This window comes from Amycolatopsis aidingensis (assembly GCF_018885265.1).
GTDB classification, from domain to species: Bacteria; Actinomycetota; Actinomycetes; order Mycobacteriales; family Pseudonocardiaceae; genus Amycolatopsis; species Amycolatopsis aidingensis.
Genome location: NZ_CP076538.1, coordinates 137282 through 159412, shown reverse-complemented (window position 1 = coordinate 159412; position 22131 = coordinate 137282). Strand labels below are relative to the sequence as shown.

At 70.1% G+C, this 22131-nt stretch carries 21 protein-coding genes and 1 tRNA gene; 6 read left to right on the top strand and 16 right to left on the bottom strand.

Annotation, left to right across the window (positions count from 1 at the left end):
- Nucleotides 1-55: 55 nt before the first annotated feature.
- The gene (locus KOI47_RS00810; protein ID WP_216212695.1) at nt 56-409 is read right to left on the bottom strand and encodes a DUF952 domain-containing protein; all 354 of its coding nucleotides are present in this window, start codon (nt 407-409) and stop codon (nt 56-58) included.
- The gene (locus KOI47_RS00805) at nt 406-1284 is read right to left on the bottom strand and encodes a DUF5926 family protein (protein ID WP_216212694.1); all 879 of its coding nucleotides are present in this window, start codon (nt 1282-1284) and stop codon (nt 406-408) included. The genes KOI47_RS00810 and KOI47_RS00805 overlap by 4 nt, the downstream gene beginning before the upstream one ends.
- Before the next feature lie 111 nt (nt 1285-1395).
- Between KOI47_RS00805 and KOI47_RS00800 the strand changes: the two genes are divergently transcribed.
- Nucleotides 1396-2562, top strand: a complete 1167-nt coding sequence (locus tag KOI47_RS00800; RefSeq protein ID WP_216212692.1) for a cytochrome P450 — start codon at nt 1396-1398, stop codon at nt 2560-2562.
- 68 nt (nt 2563-2630) lie between these two features.
- On the opposite strand, the gene KOI47_RS00795 is transcribed toward KOI47_RS00800, so the two are convergent.
- The 9 genes from KOI47_RS00795 to KOI47_RS00755 all read right to left on the bottom strand — a co-directional run bounded on the left by KOI47_RS00795 (nt 2631) and on the right by KOI47_RS00755 (nt 11555).
- A complete protein-coding gene (locus KOI47_RS00795) occupies nt 2631-3548 on the bottom strand; it encodes a DUF4328 domain-containing protein (RefSeq protein WP_216212690.1) in 918 nt (305 codons plus the stop codon).
- Nucleotides 3549-3553: 5 nt separating this feature from the next.
- Nucleotides 3554-3904, bottom strand: coding sequence for a rhodanese-like domain-containing protein (locus KOI47_RS00790; RefSeq protein ID WP_216212688.1), 351 nt, complete (start codon nt 3902-3904; stop codon nt 3554-3556).
- A 68-nt stretch (nt 3905-3972) separates the two neighbouring features.
- Nucleotides 3973-5580: a solute symporter family protein gene (locus tag KOI47_RS00785; RefSeq protein ID WP_216216996.1), complete on the bottom strand. Its 1608-nt coding sequence runs from the start codon at nt 5578-5580 to the stop codon at nt 3973-3975.
- Between the two features lie 14 nt (nt 5581-5594).
- Nucleotides 5595-5936 carry a DUF485 domain-containing protein gene (locus KOI47_RS00780; protein ID WP_216212687.1) on the bottom strand — a complete coding sequence of 114 codons (342 nt, stop codon included), beginning with the start codon at nt 5934-5936 and terminating at the stop codon, nt 5595-5597.
- A gap of 166 nt (nt 5937-6102) precedes the next feature.
- A complete protein-coding gene (locus KOI47_RS00775; RefSeq protein WP_216212685.1) occupies nt 6103-7875 on the bottom strand; it encodes a sodium/solute symporter in 1773 nt (590 codons plus the stop codon).
- Between the two features lie 42 nt (nt 7876-7917).
- Nucleotides 7918-8460, bottom strand: coding sequence for a hypothetical protein (locus KOI47_RS00770; protein WP_216212682.1), 543 nt, complete (start codon nt 8458-8460; stop codon nt 7918-7920).
- 6 nt (nt 8461-8466) lie between these two features.
- Nucleotides 8467-9294 carry a LytR/AlgR family response regulator transcription factor gene (locus KOI47_RS00765; RefSeq protein ID WP_216216995.1) on the bottom strand — a complete coding sequence of 276 codons (828 nt, stop codon included), beginning with the start codon at nt 9292-9294 and terminating at the stop codon, nt 8467-8469.
- Between the two features lie 63 nt (nt 9295-9357).
- Nucleotides 9358-10197, bottom strand: a complete 840-nt coding sequence (locus KOI47_RS00760; RefSeq protein ID WP_216212679.1) for a S49 family peptidase — start codon at nt 10195-10197, stop codon at nt 9358-9360.
- 29 nt (nt 10198-10226) lie between these two features.
- Nucleotides 10227-11555 (bottom strand): sensor histidine kinase, encoded by a 1329-nt coding sequence (locus tag KOI47_RS00755; RefSeq protein ID WP_216216994.1) that lies wholly within the window; start codon nt 11553-11555, stop codon nt 10227-10229.
- 135 nt (nt 11556-11690) lie between these two features.
- Here KOI47_RS00755 and KOI47_RS00750 point away from each other — a divergent pair, with 135 nt between their 5' ends.
- Nucleotides 11691-12830, top strand: a complete 1140-nt coding sequence (locus tag KOI47_RS00750) for a serine hydrolase domain-containing protein (protein ID WP_216212676.1) — start codon at nt 11691-11693, stop codon at nt 12828-12830.
- A gap of 2 nt (nt 12831-12832) precedes the next feature.
- On the opposite strand, the gene KOI47_RS00745 is transcribed toward KOI47_RS00750, so the two are convergent.
- The 3 genes from KOI47_RS00745 to KOI47_RS35350 form a co-directional block, all read right to left on the bottom strand.
- Complete coding sequence (locus tag KOI47_RS00745; RefSeq protein ID WP_216212673.1) at nt 12833-13687, bottom strand: Fpg/Nei family DNA glycosylase; 855 nt, start codon at nt 13685-13687, stop codon at nt 12833-12835.
- A gap of 4 nt (nt 13688-13691) precedes the next feature.
- Nucleotides 13692-14132 carry a DUF983 domain-containing protein gene (locus KOI47_RS00740; RefSeq protein ID WP_216212670.1) on the bottom strand — a complete coding sequence of 147 codons (441 nt, stop codon included), beginning with the start codon at nt 14130-14132 and terminating at the stop codon, nt 13692-13694.
- 81 nt (nt 14133-14213) lie between these two features.
- Nucleotides 14214-15863 (bottom strand): sigma-70 family RNA polymerase sigma factor, encoded by a 1650-nt coding sequence (locus KOI47_RS35350; protein WP_232376464.1) that lies wholly within the window; start codon nt 15861-15863, stop codon nt 14214-14216.
- Nucleotides 15864-16046: 183 nt separating this feature from the next.
- Here KOI47_RS35350 and KOI47_RS00730 point away from each other — a divergent pair.
- Nucleotides 16047-16122 (top strand) — tRNA-Gly (locus tag KOI47_RS00730).
- Nucleotides 16123-16512: 390 nt separating this feature from the next.
- On the opposite strand, the gene KOI47_RS00725 is transcribed toward KOI47_RS00730, so the two are convergent.
- Nucleotides 16513-16992 carry a hypothetical protein gene (locus tag KOI47_RS00725; protein ID WP_216212668.1) on the bottom strand — a complete coding sequence of 160 codons (480 nt, stop codon included), beginning with the start codon at nt 16990-16992 and terminating at the stop codon, nt 16513-16515.
- A gap of 104 nt (nt 16993-17096) precedes the next feature.
- Here KOI47_RS00725 and KOI47_RS00720 point away from each other — a divergent pair, with 104 nt between their 5' ends.
- The gene (locus KOI47_RS00720) at nt 17097-18809 is read left to right on the top strand and encodes a hypothetical protein (protein WP_216212664.1); all 1713 of its coding nucleotides are present in this window, start codon (nt 17097-17099) and stop codon (nt 18807-18809) included.
- 11 nt (nt 18810-18820) lie between these two features.
- On the opposite strand, the gene msrA is transcribed toward KOI47_RS00720, so the two are convergent.
- Nucleotides 18821-19495, bottom strand: a complete 675-nt coding sequence (gene msrA, locus KOI47_RS00715; RefSeq protein WP_216212661.1) for a peptide-methionine (S)-S-oxide reductase MsrA — start codon at nt 19493-19495, stop codon at nt 18821-18823.
- Nucleotides 19496-19647: 152 nt separating this feature from the next.
- Here msrA and KOI47_RS00710 point away from each other — a divergent pair, with 152 nt between their 5' ends.
- Entirely contained in the window at nt 19648-20760 is a 1113-nt protein-coding gene (locus KOI47_RS00710) for a hypothetical protein (protein ID WP_216212658.1), read from the top strand.
- Between the two features lie 133 nt (nt 20761-20893).
- The gene (locus KOI47_RS00705; protein ID WP_232376463.1) at nt 20894-22123 is read left to right on the top strand and encodes a DUF1707 domain-containing protein; all 1230 of its coding nucleotides are present in this window, start codon (nt 20894-20896) and stop codon (nt 22121-22123) included.
- Nucleotides 22124-22131 lie beyond the last annotated feature (8 nt).

The following is a 22131-nucleotide window of genomic DNA, read 5'->3' as shown; positions in this document are numbered from 1 at the left end:
CCCTCTCTACCCTGTTCGGTCGACGAATCTACCTGCGGTGTTACCGCGCGCAGACTCAGGCCGCCGAGCGGGTGAGGGCGTCGGGCAGCCGGAACCGGCCGTCCGGCCCCGGCGGGAACTCGTGCACGCCGCGCACCGCTGCCCGCGGGATGGGGCCGTAGACGTGCGGGAACCACACCTCGCCCGGCGCGGGCGGGTCGCCGGGCTCCCAGCGCACCGGCAGCCCCGCCGGGTCCACCTCGAGCAGCACCAGGTCGGTGCGCCCGGCGAACAGCCGGTTCGCGGGCAGGTGCACGGTCCCCCGGTCGGCGCAGTGGATGAAGCCGACCTCGGCCAGCGAGGCAGCCCGGTACTCGCCGCCGGGCGGTACGGCGGCCCAGTCGGCGGCCGGGCAGATGTGCAGGATCATCGCAGGGTGAGCTGCCTGCCGAGCAGCCCGTCCCTGGCCCGCCGCTCGGCGGCGTTCAGCGGGTCATCCGCCAGCGAGGCCAGCGCCGCGTCCAGCCGGGCGCCCAGCTGCTGCGCGGGCTCGGCCCACTCCCGCGCGTGCGCCTCGGGGTCCAGGTCCCAGACCGGGACCAGCAGGCCGTGCGCGCGGAAGGACCCGGCATAGCGGGTGCCGTCGCCGAGGCCGATCTCGCCGTTCGCGGACAGCCGGGCCAGCGCCTGCAGCAGCCGCCCCTCCGGCTCCGGCCGCACCCAGCGCAGGTGCGCCTTGTCCCCGGCATCCACCCAGTACAGCCCGTGCCCGAGGCGTTCGGTCGGCATGATCGCCGCGTTGGCCCGCTCCAGGGACAGCGCCACGTCCCCGCTTGCCTCGGTGTCCTCCGGCAGCCACCAGGAGAAGTCCTCGTGCAGTTCGACCTCGAGCTGCGCGTCGGCGACCAGCAGGTCCTGCAACCGCTCGCCATCGGCCGGCTCGCTGGTGGTGTCCGGGGCGCTGAGCACATCGCCGGTCTCGGCCTCCAGCGCCCAGCGCAGCGAGCGGCCGAGATCCCTGCTGATATCCGAGGAACGGGTCTGCACCTGCATCCCGATGAAGACCTCGCCATCGTTGCGGACGAAGGCGGCCGCCGCCATCGGCAGCACGGTCCCCACCGTGACCGTCCTGTCCGGACTGTCGACAAGGGACAGACGGGCGGTCGCGGACGGCACGAACTCGCGCAGTGCGATCAGCTCGGGCTCCGCGGCAAGACCCTCGAACGGCTGCGCAACGAAGACGTCCCGCACCTTCTTCTGCTTGCGGTCGGCCTTCGGCCCCTTTTTCCGAGCGCCCTTACCCATATCGCCTCCTCGTTCCTGGTTTCTCTGACGCTACCCAACCCCGGCCGGGGCAAGGCCCGGCGGGTGCCGCTCCTCCTTCCGCTGAAACCCGGCCGATTCTATGGTTGTCGGGTGTTCGATCCTGGTGACCCGGCCTTCCTCGCCGACCCGTATCCCAGCTTCGCGGCCCTGCGAAGGGAAGGCGAGGTGCACTGGCACCCTGGCCTCGGCCTCGCGGTGGCCGTCTCGCACGCGGCGGCCTCGGCCGTGCTGCGGCATCGCGGGCTGGGCCGGATCTGGACCGACGCGCAACCTGCCGAACGGTTCGCCTCGTTCAACCTGCTGCACCGCAACTCCCTGCTGGAAAGCGAGCCGCCCGCGCACACCCGGCTGCGCAGGCTGGTGTCCGGGGCTTTCCAGCGCGGCCATGTCGAGCGGCTGCGCCCGCGGGTGGAGGAGCTCGCGGCGGGCATGGTGGACCGGCTGGCCGCGCGGATCGCCGAGGACGGCTCGGCGGACCTGCTCGAGCACCTCGCGCAGCCACTACCGGTCGAGGTGATCGCCGAGTTGCTGGACATCCCCGTTGCCGACCGGCGGCTGCTGGTGCCATGGTCGAGCGCGATCGTCAAGATGTACGAGTACGGCATTCCGCAGCAGCGGCGGGACGCCGCCGAGCGGGCGGCCGCGGAGTTCGCGGGTTACCTGCGTGAGCTCGCCGCGCACCGGGCGGCGAACCCGGGGCCGGACCTGATCAGCCACCTGGTGGCCGCCGACCTGACCTCGGACGAGGTGGTGGCCACCGCGGTGCTGCTGCTGATGGCGGGGCACGAGGCGACGGTGAACGTGCTCGGCAACGGGGTACACGCCCTGCTACGGCACCGCAGCCAGTGGGACCGGCTGGTCGCCGCCCCCGCGCTGGCTGCCGAGGCGGTGGAGGAGCTGATCCGGTTCGACTCGCCGTTGCAGCTGTTCGAGCGCACCGCCACCACGGAGGTGGAGATCGCGGGCTACCGGGTGGCCGAGGGCGAGAAGATCGCCGCCTTGCTCGGCGCCGCCGCGCACGATCCCGCGGTGTTCCCCGACCCGCGGGTACTGGACCTCACCCGCACCCCCAACCCGCACCTGGGGTTCGGCGGCGGCATCCACTACTGCGTCGGCGCCCCGCTGGCCAGGGTGGAGATCGCCGCGGCGCTGCAGGCGCTGGCCCTGCGGCTGCCCGCGCTGCGGCTCGCGGGCAGCCCGCAACGGCGCCCGGAGTTCGTCATCCGCGGCCTGCGCACCCTTCCGGTCAGCACCTGAACGGCCAACTCAGGTACGTGGGGAGCAAACACGCGTACGTGGGCGGCAAACACGCCGGGTGAGCTGGGTCAGCGGGTGGCGGTTGCCGGGCGTTCGGGGCGCTCCGGATCGGGGGCGCCGGTCACCTTCAGCACGCGCCACGGGCGGGATCCGGCTACCGACTCGTCGATCGGGGCGAGTAGCAGGGTGAGCCTGCGCACCAGCAGCGCGGTGAGCACGGCGAGGGTGGCGGCGGCAAGGTCCAGCAGCGCGTTCAGCAGCACGCCGTCGGCCTGCGCCTGCACCCCCTCGCGGAACCGCACGGCCACGGTGACGGCCAGCAGCAGTCCGTTGGCCACGAACGCGGCCCACCAGCCCAGCACCAGCCGGGAGGGGCGCGGGCGCATGGTGGCCGGCCTGCGCAGCACGGCATGCTCCAACTCGGCCACGATCGGCCCGGACAGCACCAGGTTCGGCCCCGGGACGAGGGTGCCCAGCACCACCTGCCAGGCGGGGCGGGGCGGGTCCGCACCCGCCTCCTCCGCGGCGGCGGCCCGCGCCACGAACAGCCACCAGACCGCGGCGGCCATCGCGAACAGCGCCATCACGAAGGTCAGCAGGGAGCCCGCCAGCACCAGCGCGTCGGAGGTGCCGACCACCTCGGCGCTCAGCGCGCTGTCCCTGCTGATCACCAGCAGTACGTACCGCCAGACCTCGGCACCGGCGGCGACCAGCGCCAGGCCGGCCAGGGTCCACAGCACCGTGGTCGCGTTCCTGGCCAGCAGCCGCAGCCGCTGCAACGGGTGCGGAACCCCGGAGGGCGTGCCGGGCACGGCGGTGGACACCCGCCAGGTGAGGTTCGGGAAACCCCAGCGCGGCACCGCGGGGTAGGCGGGCGGCCCGGTATAGGGCTCGGCACGAACCGGGCGGCGCCGTGGCGCTACCCCGGGTGGCACGCTGGCGACCCAGCGCACCCTGGGTCGCTGCGGTGGCTGGCCGGGGTACATGACGGTTACAGCACCTCGGGGGCGGCGCCCTCGTGCTCGCCCACCAGCGGGCGTCCCTCGGTCTGCCAGGACTTCATGCCGCCGGCCACGTTCACCGCGTCCCAGCCGGCCGCGTTCAACCAGGCGGCCGCCTGCGCGGAGCGTCCACCGGTACGGCAGACCACATAAACCGGCCGGTCATCCGGGAACTCGGCCAGCTCGGCCACCCGCGCGGGCAGGTCGCCCAGCGGGATGTGCACCGCGCCCGGGGCGTGGCCCGCTGACCACTCGTCGTGTTCCCGTACGTCGAGCAGCACACACCCCTCCGTGGGCAGGTCGGCGACGGAGGCGGTCGGTACGTCGGCAAGGTTCACCACCCTCCCATCGTCGCACGGCTCGCCGTTGGACGCGTGTGAGTGCCCGCACCGGCCTGACCGGTGCCTGTTCAGTGTTGGGTGGCTTTTTCGGCGTGGGCTCCGGTGAGGGAGCGGACTTCCATCTCGGCGTATTTGTGTTCGAGGTGTTCGTGGGAGAGGTGGGTGCCTGCCCAGCCGAGGAGGAAGGAGAGGGGGATGGAGATGAGGCCGGGGTTGGAGAGGGGGAACCAGGCGAAGTCGATGTTTTTGAGCATGGAGGTGGGGGTGCCGGAGACGGCGGGGGAGAAGATGATGAGCAGGAGGCTGGTGGCCAGGCCGCCGTAGATGGAGCAGAGGGCGCCGGTGGTGTTGAAGCGTTTCCAGAAGAGGCTGTAGAGGATGGTGGGGAGGTTGGCGGAGGCGGCGACGGCGAAGGCGAGGGCGACGAGGAAGGCGACGTTTTGGTCTTTGGCGCCGATGCCGCCGACGATGGCGAGGGCGCCGATGATGCAGGCGGTGATGCGGGCGACGCGGACTTCGGTGTGTTTGGAGTCGACGCGGCCTTTTTTGATGACGCCTGCGTAGACGTCGTGGGCGAAGCTGGCGGAGGCGGTGATGGTGAGGCCGGCGACGACGGCGAGGATGGTGGCGAAGGCGACGGCGGCGATGAATCCGAGTAGGAGGGGTCCGCCGAGTTCGAGGGCCAGCAGGGGGGCGGCGGCGTTGGCGCCGCCGGGGGCGCCTGCGATGGTGTCGGGGCCGACGAGGGCGGCGGCGCCGTAGCCGAGGATGAGGCTGAAGAGGTAGAACAGGCCGATCCAGGCGATGGCCCAGACGACGGAGCGGCGGGCGTCGCGGGCGGTGGGCACGGTGTAGAAGCGCATGAGGACGTGCGGCAGGCCGGCGGTGCCCAGGACGAGGGCCAGGCCGAGGGAGAGGAAGTCGATTTTGCTGGTGTCGGTGGCGCCGTATTTGGCGCCCGGGCCCAGGAGGCTGGCGCCGTCGGTGCCGGCGCGCTCCACGGCGGCGCCGAGCAGGGTGGAGAGGTTGAGGCCGTAGCGGCCCAGGACCCACAGGGTCATCAGGGCGGCGCCGAAGATGAGCAGGGCGGCTTTGATGATCTGGACCCAGGTGGTGCCTTTCATGCCGCCGACCAGCACGTAGATGATCATGATGATGCCGACCACGGCGATGACCAGGGATTGGCCCGCTTCGCCGGAGATGCCCAGCAGCAGGGAGACCAGGATGCCGGCGCCGGCCATCTGGGCCAGCAGGTAGAAGAAGGACACCGCGAGGGTGGAGGTGGCCGCGGCGGCGCGCACGGGGCGCTGGCGCATGCGGAAGGCCAGCACGTCGCCCATGGTGAACTTGCCGGTGTTGCGCATCAGCTCGGCCACCAGCAGCAGCGCCACCAGCCAGGCCACCAGGAACCCGATGGAGTACAGGAACCCGTCGTAGCCGGTCAGGGCGATCGCGCCGGTGATGCCCAGGAACGAGGCCGCCGAGAGGTAGTCCCCGGCGATGGCGGTGCCGTTCTGCGGGCCGGTGAAGGACCGCCCCGCGGCGTAGTAGTCCGAGGCGGTGCGGGTGTTACGCGAGGCCCGGAACACCACCACCAGCGTCACCAGCACGAACGCCCCGAAAATGCTGATGTTCAGGGCCGGGTTACCACCCTGGACACCCTGGGCCAGCGGCATACCCTGCACGCTCATCACGCCTCCCCCTCGATCTCGCCCCGGATCCGGTCCGCGATCGGGTCCAGCCTGCGGTTGGCATACCGCACATACAACCCCGTGATCACAAACGTGGACACGAACTGCAACAACCCGAAAATCAACCCCACATTGATATTCCCCCACACCGGCGTGGCCATGAAACCCGGCGCATAATCCGCCAGCAACACATACAGCAAATACCACACCAAAAAGAAACCCGTCATCGGAAAAACGAAGCGGCGTAACCGGCGGCGCAGCTCGGTGAACTCCGGGCCGGCCTGGACCTCGGTCCAGGCCGGCTGCGGCCGGGCGCCGGTCCCGTGCTCGGACTGTGCCACCTGACCCCTCCTTGGCACCGAAACGAACGGTAGGTCTACTGAGCTCTACTGCCACGCATGATGATGCCCGGCCCAGCCCAGCTCGCACCTAATCTATTCGAGTGATACGAATGACCCAGGGTGGGCGTCCCTCGGCGCGCAATCCCCGGAAAGTTGAATACCCGGGTTATTTCCGGTGACGTCCGCGACCCATCCGCGCCTTCTCCTCGGCCCGACCGAACCGCGCCACCGCCCGGTCCCGCATGAAACCGAGCGGATCCGGGGCATGCAGCCGCAGCATCACCGCGTTCAGATCGTCCGGGGTGCGGTCCTTGGTGCCAAGGCTGACCACAATGGTGCTGAGGAAGGCGGCGGGCACGGTGATCAGCGCGGGTTGCTCGACGAACCAGGGTGCCCATTCCCCGGTGTAGCGGCTGACGATATTGGACACCAGCGCGACCAGCACCAGGAATCCGCCGACGGCCATCCCCGCGGTCGCGCCGACCCAGGTGAGCCTGCGCCACCAGATACCGAGCACCAGCAGCGGGCAGAAGGTCGACGCCGCCAGCGCGAAGGACATCCCGATGCTCAGCGAGAGATCCTCGGTACGCAGGAACACCGCCAGCAGCATCGGCACCAGCGCCACCAGCCCGGTGGCCACCCGGAAGTCCCGCACCCTGCCGGGCAGCATGTCGGTGGACAGCACGCCGGCCACGCTGACCAGCAGGCCGGAGGAGGTGGAGAGGAAGGCGGCGAACGCCCCCGCCGCGGTCACCGCGCCGATGATCTGCCCGGCGATCCCGGGCAGCATGGCCGAGGGCAGCAACAGCACCGCCGCGTCCGTCTTACCGGTGACCAGTAGTTCCGGGACGTACATCCGGGACAGTGCGCCGAGCATCACCGGGAACAGGTAGAACAACCCGAGCAGCAGCAGCACGTGCACGGTGGTGCGCCGGGCCGCCTTGCCGTCCGGGTTGGTGTAGAAGCGCACCAGCACATGCGGCAGCCCCATGGTGCCGAGGAAGGTCGCGAAGATCAGCGAGTAGGTGCCGAGCAGTCCCTCCGTGCCACCCGAGCCCGCCCGCAGCCAGGTGGCGTTGTCCGCGGGCGTCCCGCTCACCACCGGGACGGCGGCCCCGGCTGGGAAGATCAGGGTGGCGCCCGCGTCGACCCGGTACTCGTTTCCGGGGATCCACACCAGCTCGGCGTCGTCCTGATGCGAGACCCGCAGTGGGGTGGGCTCCCCGACCTCGAGCACCACATCGGTCTCGATGGCGACCGAGGTCTCCTGCTGGAACATCGGCGGGGTGACCGAGCCGAGCGAACCCGCCGTGCCGCCCGCGCCGCCGGTGAAGAACACCACGCACAGCACGAAGGTGGGCGCGGCGATGGCGAACAGTTTCAGCCAGTACTGGAAGGCCTGCACGATGGTGATCGCCCGCATCCCGCCCGCGATCACGTTGAACCCGACGATGCAGGTCACCACGACCGCGCCGACCCAGGCCGGGGCTGGCATGATCGAGGTGAGGGCCAGCCCGGCGCCCTGTAGCTGCGGGACCATGTAGAGGATCCCGATGAAGGCCACGAACGCGGTGGAGAACTTGCGCAGCTGGGTGGAGCCGAGCCTGGCCTCGAGGAAGTCCGGCAGGGTGTAGGCGCCGGAGCGGCGCAGCGGGGCGGCGACGAACAGCATCAGCGCGAGATAACCCGCGGTGAATCCGATCGGGAACCACAGGGCGTCGGCGCCGTCCTTGAGCACAATGCCCGCCACCCCGAGGAACGAGGCCGCGGAAAGGTACTCCCCGGAAATCGCCGCGGCATTGCGCCGGGAACGCACCGTGCGCCTTGCGACCAGGAAGTCGTGTGTACTGTGCGCGAACCGGGACGAGCGGTGTCCTAGATAGAAGGTCAGCGCGGCGACCAGCACCACACCGGCCAATGCCCACGGATTCGACTGCACGGATGAATCCTCGCACCCCGAGCCGGAATATGGCTCGGTCGGTCAGCTCTCGATCATGTCGACGAAGTCCCGTTCGTGGCGCTCGGCGAGCCGGTTGTACCACAGGCCGACCCCGAACAGCAGCGGAAACGGCGCGATCCCCAGCAGCAGCCATGGCAGCGGCACGCCGATCACCGAGAGGTCGGACAGCGTTGGCACCAGGTAGAAAGCCAGCGGCATCGCGCCGAGCACCAGCAGCACCAGCAGGGCGAGCAGCAGCCCGGTACGCAGCTGCGCCTTCATCAGATCCTTGATCAGCAGCTCGCCCCAGCTCGTCTGCTCCTCGAGCTCGACCCTGGCGCGCAGGGTGTGCGACTCCTGGCGCGGGTCGGCGAGCACCACCCGCTTGCGCCGGACCTTCTGCTGCTCCGGCTCGGCCGCGTGCGCGGGCTGCCTGCCCGCCCGGTGCGCGCCCTGGCCGGATTCCGGCTCCGGGGGAACCGGCTCCACCGCCGCCCGTTCCGCCCTGCGCCGGACGCTTCTGCCCAGCGTGGGATCCGGCTGCCGGACGCCGTCCACGCGGGCGTAGAAGTCGTCGTCGGGCATGGCGGCCTACCCGTTACGGGGGGCGCCGACCAGCCTGTCCTTGAGCTCCCGAGTGTGGCGCCTGCTGACCGGCAGCACCTTCTCCTCGTTGCCGATGACCACCTGGTAGCCGCCCTGTCCCATGCGCAGCTCGGTGATCAACGGCAGCGCGACCAGGAAGGAACGGTGGATTCGCACGAAACCGGCCTTGCCCCAGCGTTCCTCCAGCTGCGCCAGCGGGATGCGGACCAGGTGGCTGCCCTCGGTGGTGTACAGCCGGGCGTAGTCACCCTGTGCCTCCACCCAGCGCACCGAGGACCGCGGGATCAGCTTGGTGGTGCCGGCAAGCTCGACCGGGATCACCTCGTCATCGGTCTTCACCGACTGCTCCCTGGCCAGCTCAGGGGCTGGCGCGGACTGCATCTTCTCCAGCACCCGCAGCACGGCCTTGTCCAGCCGGTCCTGCCGGCACGGCTTGAGCACGTAGTCCACCGCGCCGAGCTCGAAGGCGTTCACCGCCTCCTCCGCGTGGCCGGTGACGAACACCAGCACCGGGGCGGCGTTCAGCGAGGCGAAGACCCTGGACATCTCCATCCCGGAGAGGCCGGGCATGTTCAGGTCGGCGAACACGGCGTCGATCGGCGGCAGGCCGCGGTCCCGCCGCATCCGGACCTGCTCGTCCTCGGAACCGAGTACGCGCAGTGCCTCCGAGGCATCGACCGCCGTGAAGACCCGGTCCACATGCGGGTTCGACTGCAGGCAGTGGACCAGGTTGTCGAGTCCGTGTGGCTCGTCGTCCACGGCGAGGACGAGCAGCCTTCGGGTGTCTTCCTGAGCACTCACAGTGACAGTTATCCTGCCGTTTGTCGCTTCCGATGTCCACACCGGAAGCGGGCCAGTTTGCTTGCTCCGTTCGGGCTACACCCCGAACCGCGACCACAGCAGCCGGTGCTCCACGGCTTCCACCAGACCGGCCGCGGGCGCACCGAGCCCGAGCCGCGCCAGCAAGGGCTTCTTCGGCTCGGCGACCACGATCGCGGCCTCAGGATAACGTCGCGCGAGCACTTCGCGCAGGTTGCCGACCTCATCCACCAGTCCGAGTTCGGCAGCCTTGCTTCCCAGCCAGACATCCCCGGTGAACAGGTCCTCGGCCGCGGAAAGCCGGTCGCCACGGCGCTGCCGCACCCAGTCCACGAACTGCTCGTGCAGCTGGGTCTGCAGCTTGTGCAGCCATTCCAGGTCCTCGTCCTTTTCCGGGCTGAACGGGTCCAGCCTGGCCTTGTTCTCCCCCGCCGTGTGCAGCCTGCGCTCGATGCCGAAGCGCTCGAGCAGCCCCGGGAAACCGAACCCGCCGCTGACCACCCCGATCGAGCCGACCAGCGAGGTGCGGTGCGCGTAGATCTCGTCGGCTGCGCAGGCCAGCCAGTAACCGCCGGAGGCAGCCACGTCCTCGGCGAACGCCAGCACCGGCACGTTCTTCTTCTCCGCGAGTTGCCGGATCCGCTCGGCGACCAGCCCGGACTGGGTGGGCGCGCCCCCTGGCGAGTTGATCTGCAGCGCGACGGCGCGCAGCTTGTCATGCTCGAATGCCCTGGTCAGCGCCGATTCCAGGGTGGCGAGGTTGATCGCTCCCCTGGCCAGCGGCGAGGGCTGCGGGGTGATCACCCCGTTCAGCTTGAGCACGGCCACCACCTCGCCGCGGTCGCGCTGCTCGCCGATCTTCGGGATACGGGATATCAGCTTGTCAGGCACGCTCATCTTCCCAGCCTACGTGTGCTCCACTCGGGTCACCGGGGCCGAGCGGTGCCGTTCGGCGCGGTCCGGCCCCGCGGGTGCACCCCAGGCCTGCCACCCTCCGGCCGGTCCGCGCGCTCCTCCTGGGCCGGGACCTCGGCCTGCGCCGAGGAGGAGAAGTTGTGCAGGGTCGGCCGCACCCCGGGGGCGAACTTGGGCACCCGCATGGTGACCTTCATGCCAGCGCCGGGCGCGGTCTCCACCATCAGCGCGTACTCGGTGCCGAACACCTGGCGCATCCGCCGGTTGATCCCGGTCAGGCCGATATGCGCGCTGCTGCGCGAGTCGCGCATGCCGTCCAGCAGCGCAGGGTCCATCCCGATGCCGTCGTCCTCCACGCTGATCATCGCCTCGGCGCCGTAGTCCTGCGCGGTGACGGTGACCGTGCCGCCGCCGGGCTTGTTCGCCAGCCCGTGCTGCACCGCGTTCTCCACCAGCGGCTGGATCAGCAGGAAGGGCACCACCACCGACAGCACCTCGGGGGCGATCTTCAGCCGCACGTTCAGCCGTTCGCCGTACCGTGCCCCCTCGATGGTCAGGTACCGGTCGATATTGCGCAGCTCGTCGGAGAGCGTGGTGAACATGCCCTCGGTACGGAAGCAGTAGCGGGTGAAGTCCGCGAACTCCTGCAACATCTCGCGGGCTTCCTCCGGGTCGGTCCGGATCAGCGAGGAGATGGTGTTCAGCGCGTTGTAGACGAAGTGCGGGGAGATCTGCGCGCGCAACGCCTTGATCTCGGCCTGCTGTAGCTGATGCTTGGTCTCCTCCAGCTTCGCGGCCTCGAACTGGGTGCAGACGAACTGGGCGACCGCGTCGGCCATCTGCACCAGCCGCTTGCCCTTGGTCCGGCCGACCACGATCAGCGCCGACTCGGTCCGGTCCTCCACGATCAGCGGGACGATCACCGCGGTCCGCATCCGGCAGGTGCCGCGGTGGTTGCACGGCAGCTTGTCGTGCGCGACCACCTCACGGCGATGCCTGCGGATGGTCACCCCGATGGCGTCCACCAGGTCGACGTAGTGGTCGTTGGCCTCGCCGTCCCAGGACAGCAGCGTGCCCTCCCGGTCGGTGATCCCCACCGCCACGCACTTGAGCAGCTCCAGCAGCCTGCTGGTGATCCGGTCGGCGGCCACCTGGTCCAGGCCTTCGCGCAGGTCAGGCGTGGCCCGGGAGAGCAGGTACACCGCTTCCAGCACTGCGTCCTCGATCACGCCCCGTGGCTTGCGGTTGCGGACCAGCAGGAACCCCACGACGACGACCAGCAGCGCGTTGAACCCCCAGGCGAGGAGTTGCGCGACAGGCAGACCGGACACGCCGTCAATGCTCTGCGCTACACGCGCCAGGTGCAAGGTCACGTGCACAGGTTTACCGGCACCGCGCGGGTGGGGACGGCCCCACCCCGCATTCACCCGCAGGCCACCTGGTTCCCGCGGCACCGCCTATGCAGGCTGGCCGGTATGAGATCACGCCGGATCACCCGCACCCTCACCGCTGCCCTCGCCACCGCACTGGCCGCGCTGCTCGGCGCGACCATCCCGGCCGTGGCCGGCCAGCGGGCGGACCCACTGCGCGAGTCGGTCGACGGGCTCGTCCGGGCGGGTTTCCCCGCAGTCGTCGCCTATGCCCGCGACGGCACGCGGCAGCGCAGGCTCAGCGCAGGGACAGCGGACACCGCCACGGGTGAACCGGCAACCGTCTGGCACCGCTTCCGGATCGCCAGCAACACCAAGGCGTTCACCGCGACGGTCCTGTTGCAACTGGTCGGCGAGGGCAAGCTCTCGCTTGTGGACACTGTGCACGAGCTGCTGCCGGGAGTGCTGCGGGGCAACGGATACCGGCCGGGACGGATCACGCTGCGGCAGCTGCTGAACCACACCAGCGGGGTGTACGACCCGGCGAGCACGCCGGAGTTCTTCGCGCCGTACCTCGAGCACGGCGACCGTGGGCACGTGATCCCGCCGCGCGAGGTCGTGCGCAGGGCGGGTGCGCATGGCCCCGCCTTCGCCCCCGGTGAGCGGACCGGATACTCCAACACCAACTACCTGCTGGCCGGGATGATCATCGAAAGGGTCACCGGCAACGACGTGGTCACCGAGATCCGCGACCGGATCCTGTGGCCGCTCGGGCTGCACCGCACCACGTTCCCGGTCAACGATCCGCGGATCGCCGGGCCGCACCTGCACGGCTACGACCTGGCCGGGGAGGACCTCACGGTGTTCAGCCCTTCCTACGACTGGACCGCAGGCGCCATGATCTCCACAGTGGACGATCTGGCCCGGTTCCAGCGCGCCCTGCTCAACGGTGAGCTGCTGGAGCCGGAGCAACAGCGTCTGCTCGAATCCGGCGGCGAGGGCTACGGCCTCGGAGTGGAGATCGTGCGGCTGCCGTGCGGGCAGGACCGGCCGGTGATCGCCGTCGGGGGTACCGGTGGCGGGCCAGGATACACCAGCATCGCGCTGAGCACGGCGGACGGCAAGCGGCAGCTCGTGCTGGCGGCGACCGTGTTCGACCTGGCTGTGGACGTGGGAGGCGAGGCGGGACGGCAGCCGTGGCCGGTCTCCCCGATGGCGCCGGTGCTGGCCGCCCTGTGCGGGTAGGGCTACTTCAGTAGCTTGGACATCCGGCGGTCGGCAAGTGGCTTGCCGCCGGTCTGGCAGGTGGCGCAGTACTGGAACGCCTTGTCCGCGAAGGAGATCTCCCGGACGGTGTCGGCACAGACCGGGCAGGGCAGCCCGGCCCTGCCGTGCACCCGCAGGCCGGAGCGCTTCTCCCCCTTCAGCCGGGCGGCGTCCTGGCCCACCGAGCGGTCGGTGGCGTCGGTGAGCACCGTGTGCATGGCCTCGGCGAGCCGGTCGAGTGCCTCCGCGGGCAGCTTGGCCGGGCTGGCGTACGGCGAGAGCCGAGCGAGGTGCAGGATCTCGTCGGAGTAGGCGTTGCCGATCCCCGCGATGATCGACTGGTCGGTCAGCGCGTTCTTCAGCCGGGTGGTCCGGCCCGCCAGCGCCGCAGCCAGGCCGTCCCGGTCCAGCTCGAGCGCGTCCGGCCCGAGCCGGGCGATGCTGGACACCTCGGTGGGATCGCGCACGATCCACACCGCGAGCCCCTTCTTCGTGCCTGCCTCGGTCAGGTCGAAGCCCGGCCCGCCCAGATGCACCCGCAGCGCCAGCGGGCCCCTGCCCTGCTTGGGCGGGGTCGGGGAGAGCGAGTCCGACCAGCGCAGCCAGCCCGCGCGGGCGAGGTGCACCACCAGATGCAGCTCGTCGCCGACGCCGATGTCCAGATGCTTGCCATACCTGCCCGCGGTGGTCACCTCGAGCCCGTGCAGGGCGGTCCACTGTGGATCGAAGGTCTTCAGCACGCTCAGCGAGGCGACGTCCACTCTGGTCACCGTGCGGCCGACGGCATGCTCGCGCAGGTGGTACGCGAGCGCTTCGACCTCTGGCAGTTCGGGCATCCGGCTACTCGACCGGGTGCAGCGGACCGTCGAAGTCCGGAAGGTCCTGTCGCTGGATGCTCTTGGCGATCCTGGCCATCTCGCCGCGTACCGCGAACATGCCGCGGACGGTCCCGACCCACCGCTCGGAGGGGCGCTCACCACTGGCGTCGCCCTCGGTCTCCGCGACCACGGTCCACGGCCTGCGCAGCATCCAGCGCAGCGGGAAGAACAGCGCGAGCACCAGCAGGGCCAGCGGGATCCAGCTGGGCACCAGGACGTCCTCCGGCATCCACACGATCAGCACCAGCGCCAGCGTGATGGTCACCAGCAGCATCGCGATCCCCGGACCGTAGCTGGCCGCGACGTCGTGCTCGAAGTCGTCGGCCGTGGCGGGCTTGCGCCACTCCATCTGGGCCCGAATCACCCATTCCCGGCCATCAGAACCCTGGGTCAGCCGGGTCATCGTTCTCCTCCTGGTGCGCCACGTCCAAGCCGCTCCAACGGTACCGGGAGCACTACCGCGGGCGCGAGGGCAGAACGGGCGCTACCCGGACGAGCCAAGGCAACGGCTGAAGTGCTTACGTTCGGTGACCGAACCGCGGATGATCGTCGCGGTGTAGGAGTAGCAGGTGACCGTCCCGACCGCGGTGCGGGTCCTGGTCCGGGGTGCGCGGTCCGGAGTCTTCCGCGGCTTGTGCGTCAGCTCGGAGGCCGGCCGCGCGGGGGTGCTGCGCGTTCCGTTCGGCTGCCCCGGCGTCGAGCTCGGCTGCTCGCTGGAGGTGTTGCCGCTGGTACCCAGCACGGTGCTGCCGTCGACCGGATCATCCTCGCCGAGGTCGGACCGGGGTTTCCCGCCGTCCTCGCCGGTGCCGTCATCCCCGCCGGTGCCGCCGTCGCCGTCGGAACCGCTGTCGCCCGCGGGCCGCTGACCGCGTTCCGGGCCCAGGTCGCCGGGGCGCGCGTCGTGCTCGCGGGTCTCGCCGGGGATCTCGATGCCGCGCACCGGCTTGTACTCGTGCGCCGGTTCCTGGGCCGAGGCGTTCCCGCCCGCATCCAGATGCCCTGGCTCCGGGACCTCGGTCGCCGCGCTGCCGCCGGGCGGCTGGGTGAGGGTCGGCTGCGAAGCCGACTGCGCGATCCGCAGCTCCGCGCCGCCGCCCGGCAGCCCGACCAGCTGGGTGGCGGTGTCCGGATCGAGCCCGGGGCCCACCGTGACGCCGAGGGCACCGGCCGCCGCGGTGGAGGCGAGTGCCACACCGACCTTGACCTTGGTGCCGATGGCAGCGGCCAGCCCGCCGGTGCCGCCTGCGGCCACGGTGCCGACCCCGCCCGCGCTCGCGGCCACCGCCGACCCGGCGGCGCTCGCCGCACCGGCTCCCGCCCCGGAACCGGCGACGGTCAGCGCGGACGCTGGCACCAGCAGTGCGACCAGCCCGGCGTGCGCGCGCAGCGAGGAGCAGACATCCCGCAGCTCGGCCTGGGTGGAGCGGCAGGAGGAGCAGATGATCAGGTGCGCGCGGATCTTGCGTGCCTCGGAGCCGGTGACGCTGCCAGCGGTGTAGCCGCCGAGCTTCTCCATCACCGTGCGGCAGCCGTCCGAGCTGCGGTGTACCGCGAGATGCGCCTGCAGGTACGCCGCGCGCAGCCCGAGCCGGGCGCGCCGGGCCAGCGCCGCGGTGGCATTCGCGCTCAGCCCGAAGTGCGGGGCGACCACGGCGGGCTGCTCACCCTCGACCTCGGTCTGCCACAGCACCGAGCGCCAGCGCTCGGGCAGGCTGGAGAAGGCCCTGGTGATCAGGGTGTGCTCGGCGGAGCGGGACTGCGCGTCGGTGCCCGCGCCCGCGCGGGTGGTGAGCTCGTCATCGGTGACCGGGACGTCCCTGCGGGCACCGTGCCACTCCCAGGAAACCCGCCTGGCGACGGTGAGCAGGTAGGCCCGCACGTTGTCCCGCGGCCCCGAACCCCTGCGCAGTGCCTGCAGGACCCGGAAGAAGGTTTCCGCGGTGATGTCCTCGGCCTCGGAGCGATCCGAGGCCAGACCCAGCGCGAGCCGTCGCACGGCCGCCGCGTGGGACTCGAAGAGCTCACCGAACGCTGCGTCCTCGCCGTCCCGGAGCCGCTGGAGCAGCTCCGTCTCGGCGTTCGGCTCGCCTCCCGCGACCACCTGGCGCGGCACCGTCACCTGCTCGCTCATCCCAGCCAGGCACCCCCTTCGGGCAGTAACCCTTTCGGTTGAATGTTGACACCATACGGAGCGCAGCAGGTGGCGTCACCCCCTGTGCGCCAGGAGTAACCGAAAGCCGACCACCCGGGTGGCTCGTAAGCCGCCGAGCGGTCAGGTATAGACTGTGCCGCACACCGGTCGAACGGTGCCAGTGCGGACGTAGCGCAGTTGGTAGCGCATCACCTTGCCAAGGTGAGGGTCGCGGGTTCGAGTCCCGTCGTCCGCTCCAGCCGGATCCCGCCTCCGCGGGACCCGCTCAGCACATCTCGGAAGCCAGGATTCTGCTGGCAAAAATCCCCCGGCCGGGCGAGGGCCCGGACTGTTGCGGTTGGTGCAACCTGGGCTGCTGTCTCCGTCCGAGCCACCCTGCTCCATTCGGCCCACACCCTGCCCCGAAGTGGCGAAGATCACCGCGTGCTCGATTGGGCCGGTCGGTGGTCTACACCATTACGGGAATGATTGACACTCGGTTATGGCACGTGCAGCAGGAGTAGTCATACTCCGCGAGCGGCGCACCACCCCGGACGCCGGCCGCGGACCCGAGCCGATTTGTGTGCCCCTGCCGTGACGGCCACCCCGTTCGCGCCGCACACCGCGCGGCGGGGTGGTCCTCACGGGGTCAGCGTTCGCCCTCGCGCCAGATGCCGGGCAACATCCTGGTGGTCTCGTCGAGCACGGCCACGGCAGCCGACTGGGTCACCCTGGCCTCGTCCAGCGACTGGTCCAGCTGCGGGTCGTACCCGGTCATCCCGGTCTCCTTCTGCACGATCACGGCGAGCGCATAGAGATCCTCGATGACCCGGACGGCCGCCTGCCCGTGGTGCCAGTACGGCACGGTGAGGGCCACCTCCCCCTCGGCGAAGCTCAGCTGGACGCCACTGGGGCCGTGCGAGAGCTCCCGGTAGTCCTCGGCGAGTTGCTCGTCCAGTTCGCCGAGCAGCTCGCGGGCCTGTGGCAGCACCCGGTCCCATGCCTCGGCCAACTCGGCGGGCAGCGGCCCCTCCGCCTCGCCGCCCTCGTCCAGCACCTCGACGGCCTCGACCACCTCGGCCAGCGACTGCCCCGGTTCGCAATGGAGGAACAGCAGGTCGTAACTCACCCGCGGAAGGGTAAACCCGACCCCGCCCGTCCGGTGTGCTGATCCGAAAACTGCTTGGGTACGTTGGCTCACCGGTATCGGGACGGTGGGGAGCGTCGGTGGACATGGCACAGCAACAGGAACGCGAGGAGCGGGCCGAGGAGCAAGGTACCGTCCCGCAACCGGGACCGCGCCCGCGGCGATGGTCCCGCGATCTACTCGCGAAGATCCTGCTCTGGGCCGTCATCGCGGCACCCGCCCTGTTCGCGGTGCTCGAAGTCGCCCGCTCGCCGAAGCTCAACTCCGTTGACTACTGGGTCGTGCTCGGCATGACGACCTCGGACGGCGCGCTGCAGGTGGACAAGCTGTTCGAGCTTTATCACGAGCATCCGGTGCTGCTGGTCGCCGTGCTCTTCTGGTTGGACGCGAAGTTGTTCGACGGCACCAACCAGCCGCTCGGCGTGCTCAGCCTCCTACTCGCCGGTGCGATGCTGGCCGCGCTGTGGCGCATGCTGCCCGCCCGCCTGACCGGAAACGCTCGGCTGGCCGTGATCGGCGCGCTGTCCGCACTGGTGTTCTCCTCGGCGGCCACCGAGTACTTCGGCTTCGGCATGATGGGCGTGCAGTGGCTCATCGCCCTCGCACCCGCGGTGACAGCACTGGCCTTCGCGCACCACGGGCGTACGATTCCGGCGATTTTGTTCGCTGGCATCGCCTCGCTCGGGCACGGCGTCGCCTTCCCGGTCTGGATCGCCCTCGCCGTCGTCGCCTGGCTGCGCCGGGACGGCCGATGGCGGATCCTGCTTCCGCTCGGCATCGGGGTGGCGGTGTTCGCCGTTTGGCGGCTGGTGCCGCAACAGGTGGGGTACGCGCAGGCCGGGATCGCGGGTCCGGATACCCACCTCGGTGCCGCGCTGACCACGTTCGGCCAGATCTGGTCCTATTCCTCGGTGGACCTGGCGTTACTCACCGGCGCACTGGTGATCGGAGCGTACGGGGTGCTGAGCGCACGGTCGGTGCGGGAACGGCTGGGCACCGCTGCTCCCGGCACCATGAGCTCAGCGGAGGACGCCGGGTGGGTCGGCCTGGTGGTACACCTCGTACTCGCCTCGATCATGATCGGGATCAGCCGTGGTGGGATGGCCAACAACGGCGGACTCGCCCCACGTTATGCCGGAATCGCCCTGCTCGGCGCGGCGGCGCTGGTAGTGCTGCTTTCCGGGCGCGGTCCGCGGGCGATTCGTGCCAGGATGGTCCCGGTTGCGCTGGTGATCGCTCTGGTCACCTATGCGGTTGGCTCCACCTCGGCTTCCGCGGCCCGGTCCAGGTACCCAGACCAGCCGGTACTCGCGGTCGCCATGCGGGTGGACGCGACTTCGGTCATCTCGGAGCTGTACGGGTATCCCAACCTGAATGAACGGTTACGACGAATGAGCGTCTACCCGTTCACCGAGGACTTCACGCTCGGCTGTGGCGGGCCCGAGCTGGACGACCGGATCGATATGGCGAGCGTCCCGGCATTGCCCGAGGTCTCGCCCGACCGCAAGACGATGGGCGCCGTCGACGAGGACGCGGTGGTCGGAGACCGGCAGCTCAACGGGTGGGCCATCATCGAAGGCAGGCGAGCCGACTGCGTACTCGTCGTGGACGGGAGCGGCACGGTGGTCGGCGGCGGCACGGTCGGCGTGCCCCGGCAGGACGTCACCACCTTCACCAACGCCAGCGGCCGGTCCGGTTTCCGCGCCGTCGCCGCGCCCGATGTCGAGAACGGCACGGTGCTGGTCATGAAGGACGGTAAGACCTACCGGGTCGCCCTCGCCGGAAAGCCGCCCGAGTAACGCGGCCCCGGTCACTCGGTGACGGGTGAGCTGCCCAGCCCCACGGGGCAGCTCACACCGGTTCCGCCAAGGCCGCAGTAGCCGTTCGGATTCTTAGCGTCCGAAAGATACTGCTGGTGGTAGTCCTCCGCGTAGTAGAACTCGGCCAGCGGCGCGATCTCCGTGGTGATCTCGCCGTGCCCGGCCGCGCGCAGCACCTCCTGATAGGCCGCGCGGGAAGCTTCCGTCTCGGCACGTTGCTGCTCGTCGGTGTAGTATACGCAGGAGCGGTACTGGGCACCGATGTCGTTGCCCTGACGCATGCCCTGCGTCGGGTCGTGCCCCTCCCAGAACACCTTGAGCAGCTCGGGGAAGCCGATCCGATCCGGTTCGTACACCACGAGGACCACCTCGGCATGCCCGGTGAGCTCGGTGCACACTTCCTCGTAGGTGGGGTTCGGAGTGAAGCCACCGGCATAACCGACAGCGGTGGAGTACACGCCCGGTGTCCGCCAGAACGTGCGCTCGGCCCCCCAGAAACACCCCAGGCCGAACACGGCCGTGCGCATGCCAGCTGGGAAGGGCGGACGGATTCGCCGATCCCGGTGTACCGCGTGAAGTTCCGCACCGGCCAGCGGGGTAGTCCGCCCTGGCAGCGCCTCCTCCGCCGATGTCGGACGACTCTTGCCTCTACCGAACCAGGACATATATCAACTGTACGCCGACGGGACCGGTCAGCGGGACCTTCGGGGCACCGCTGCGGCACACTGAGCCTGCGCGAGACGCGCTCGGCGCCGCCTCGGGAGCAACTAACATCGGGTCCGGCAGCCGCAAGCTGCCGAGCGAGCGGGAGTCCACGATGGGTTGGCAGGAAGAGCTACGGCGCTTGGATGCCGAACTGGCCAGCGGTGCTATCACCCACAGCCAGCATCGTCGGCTCCGTGACGAGCTGCTGGCCTCCGTCTCCGGCGGCACCGTGCCATCGCCCAAGGTCGCCCCCCGGCAGACGGAGTCCGCTGGAACGGCCTGGGCGGCTACCAACCCCGCCTCCACGCCACCGGCGCCCGAGCCCACCCGGGCGCCCGAGGGCACCGAGCCACCCGGCGAACGGATGTCCTTCTCGGCCCGGCTACGGGCGACCGAGCGACCCACCACGGCCCCCAGCCCGGCCGACAACCGGCCGACCGAGGTGATCCCGAACCCGTTCCGGCAGCAGCGGCAGCCCGCCCGGCCACCTGCAGCGCCAGCACCCCCACTCGACCTGCGCTCACCTGAGCCCGATACGCCTCCCGGTTCCTGGCCCGTCCCTGCCGAACCCCGGCACCGTGGCCTGCCGACATGGCTGCTCATCGCCTGCGGCGTGCTGATCGCGCTGATGCTGGTGATCGCAGGGGCATGGTGGCTGGGCGCGGACACCGACCAGCCGGCGGCGCAGAGTAGCCAGGGCAACCCGGGCGGCACGGAAGGTACCGCGCCGACCGCGACCACCACCCGGGTCGCCCCGACGCAGGTACCGCTGGCCGACCGGTTGCCCGCGCTCCCGGGCGAGGCCGACACGAACAACTCCACGATGTCGGTGGAGAAGGGCAGGCAACTCGGCCTCTACTCCGCCGAGGCGGCCGTGCAGTTCACCGAGAACGGTGCCGACCAGGTCATCTATCAGCGTTCGGCCGAAGGGGACGACGGCTACCTGGTACTGATCATCCCGACCGCGGGACCGGAGAACGCACAGGCGGTGCTGGACTACCTCTACCGGTCGGCGTTGACCTCCGGATTCACCGAGACGCAGGCGAGTGAGCGCGCTGTCACCGGCAGCAACGAGAACGGCCGGATGCTCGGCTCGTGGTACACGTCTGGCAGCATGGTCGTCAGTGTCTGGGTCTCGCAGGCGTTGAACTCGGACGCGACCGACCTTCGTGCCCGGTCACAACGAACCGTCGAGTCCGTCCGTGACGTACTCCCCGGTGCATGAAACGGCCGGATCACGATTTGACCCTGACCACGATTGGTCCCGGTAACCGTGCAGAATATGCCACGTCACCGAGCCGACGGTGCCGGGCAGCCGCGGGTTGCCGACCAACGTTGAACAGATAGGGGGCCGACGGGTGTCCTGGCAGGAAGAGTTGCGCAAGCTGGACGAGGAGCTTGCCGCCGGGCGACTCTCTGCTGACGACTACCGGGTTCGTCGTGACCAAGTGCTGTCGTCCGCGGTGACGCAGGGCGAACCGGGCGGTAACCAGCAGGCTCCGACGGAACAGCCATCCGGGGCACCGGGCTCAAACGCCGACTCGACCCAGGTCATCTCGCCGGTACAGCCGCAGGCCAACTCTGGGCAGAGCTCGTCCGAGGCCACCCAGTTCGTGGCGAATCCCGGTCACCAGCAGCACCAGGCCCAGCAGACACCCGCATGGCAGGCCCAGCCGCCACAGCCACAGCAGCCCGGACCGCAGCAGACGCCACCCCAGCAGGGCCAGTACGGGCATCCCGGCTCACCAGCGGGTGGTTTTTCGCAGCCTGCCCAGCCCGGCCAACCGTGGAACACCCCCGAACAGGACATGAGCCCGCCGTGGGGCGGCACCGACCTCCCGCCAGCCGACCCCGGCAGTCAGGACTGGGTCCGCCAGGGGCCCGAGTTCTTCACCGAGGAGAAGGGCAAGGGCGGCAAGATCGCCGTCATCGTGCTGGTCAGCGTGCTGGTGGTCGGCGGCCTCGTGACCGGAGGGATCTTCCTGTTCTCCGGTGGCGACTCCAACCAACCAGCCGCCGAGCAGACCAGCGAGCAAAATGCGCCGCAAACCCCCACCAGCACGGCGCCCCCCAGCCCGAACCAGCAACTGTTCGACAAGATGCCGAAACCGCCGGGGCAGGCCGACACCAACAACGGTGTGCTGCCGGTCGGCGAACTGGCACAGCTGGACATCCTCTCCACCGAGGAGATGGAGCTGCTCACCACCGAGTCGGTGACCGAGGTGGCCTGGCGTGGCTCACAGAAGCAGCCGGACGACACTGGCCCGACCGCCGATGTCTTCTCCGTGATGGTGATTCCCACGGAAAGCCAGGAGAGCGCGACTAACCTGGCGGAGAAACTTCGCGAATACGCCAAGGACAACAGCTTCGTCCGAATCGAGGAACCGCTTCCGGACATGCCGAAGGAAGTGGTTTTCCAGAAGGAGACATTCAGCGGGGTGGGGCACTACCGCGGCACCTGGATTTCCGGTGACAACCTCATCCGGGTCAACGTGGTGCAGGACCCGCTCACCGACGAGGCCTCGCTCAGCGGGAGCTACCAGCGAGCGGTCAAGACCATGCTGGAGAGCTTCCCGGCCGACGGCTAGCGGGCCCC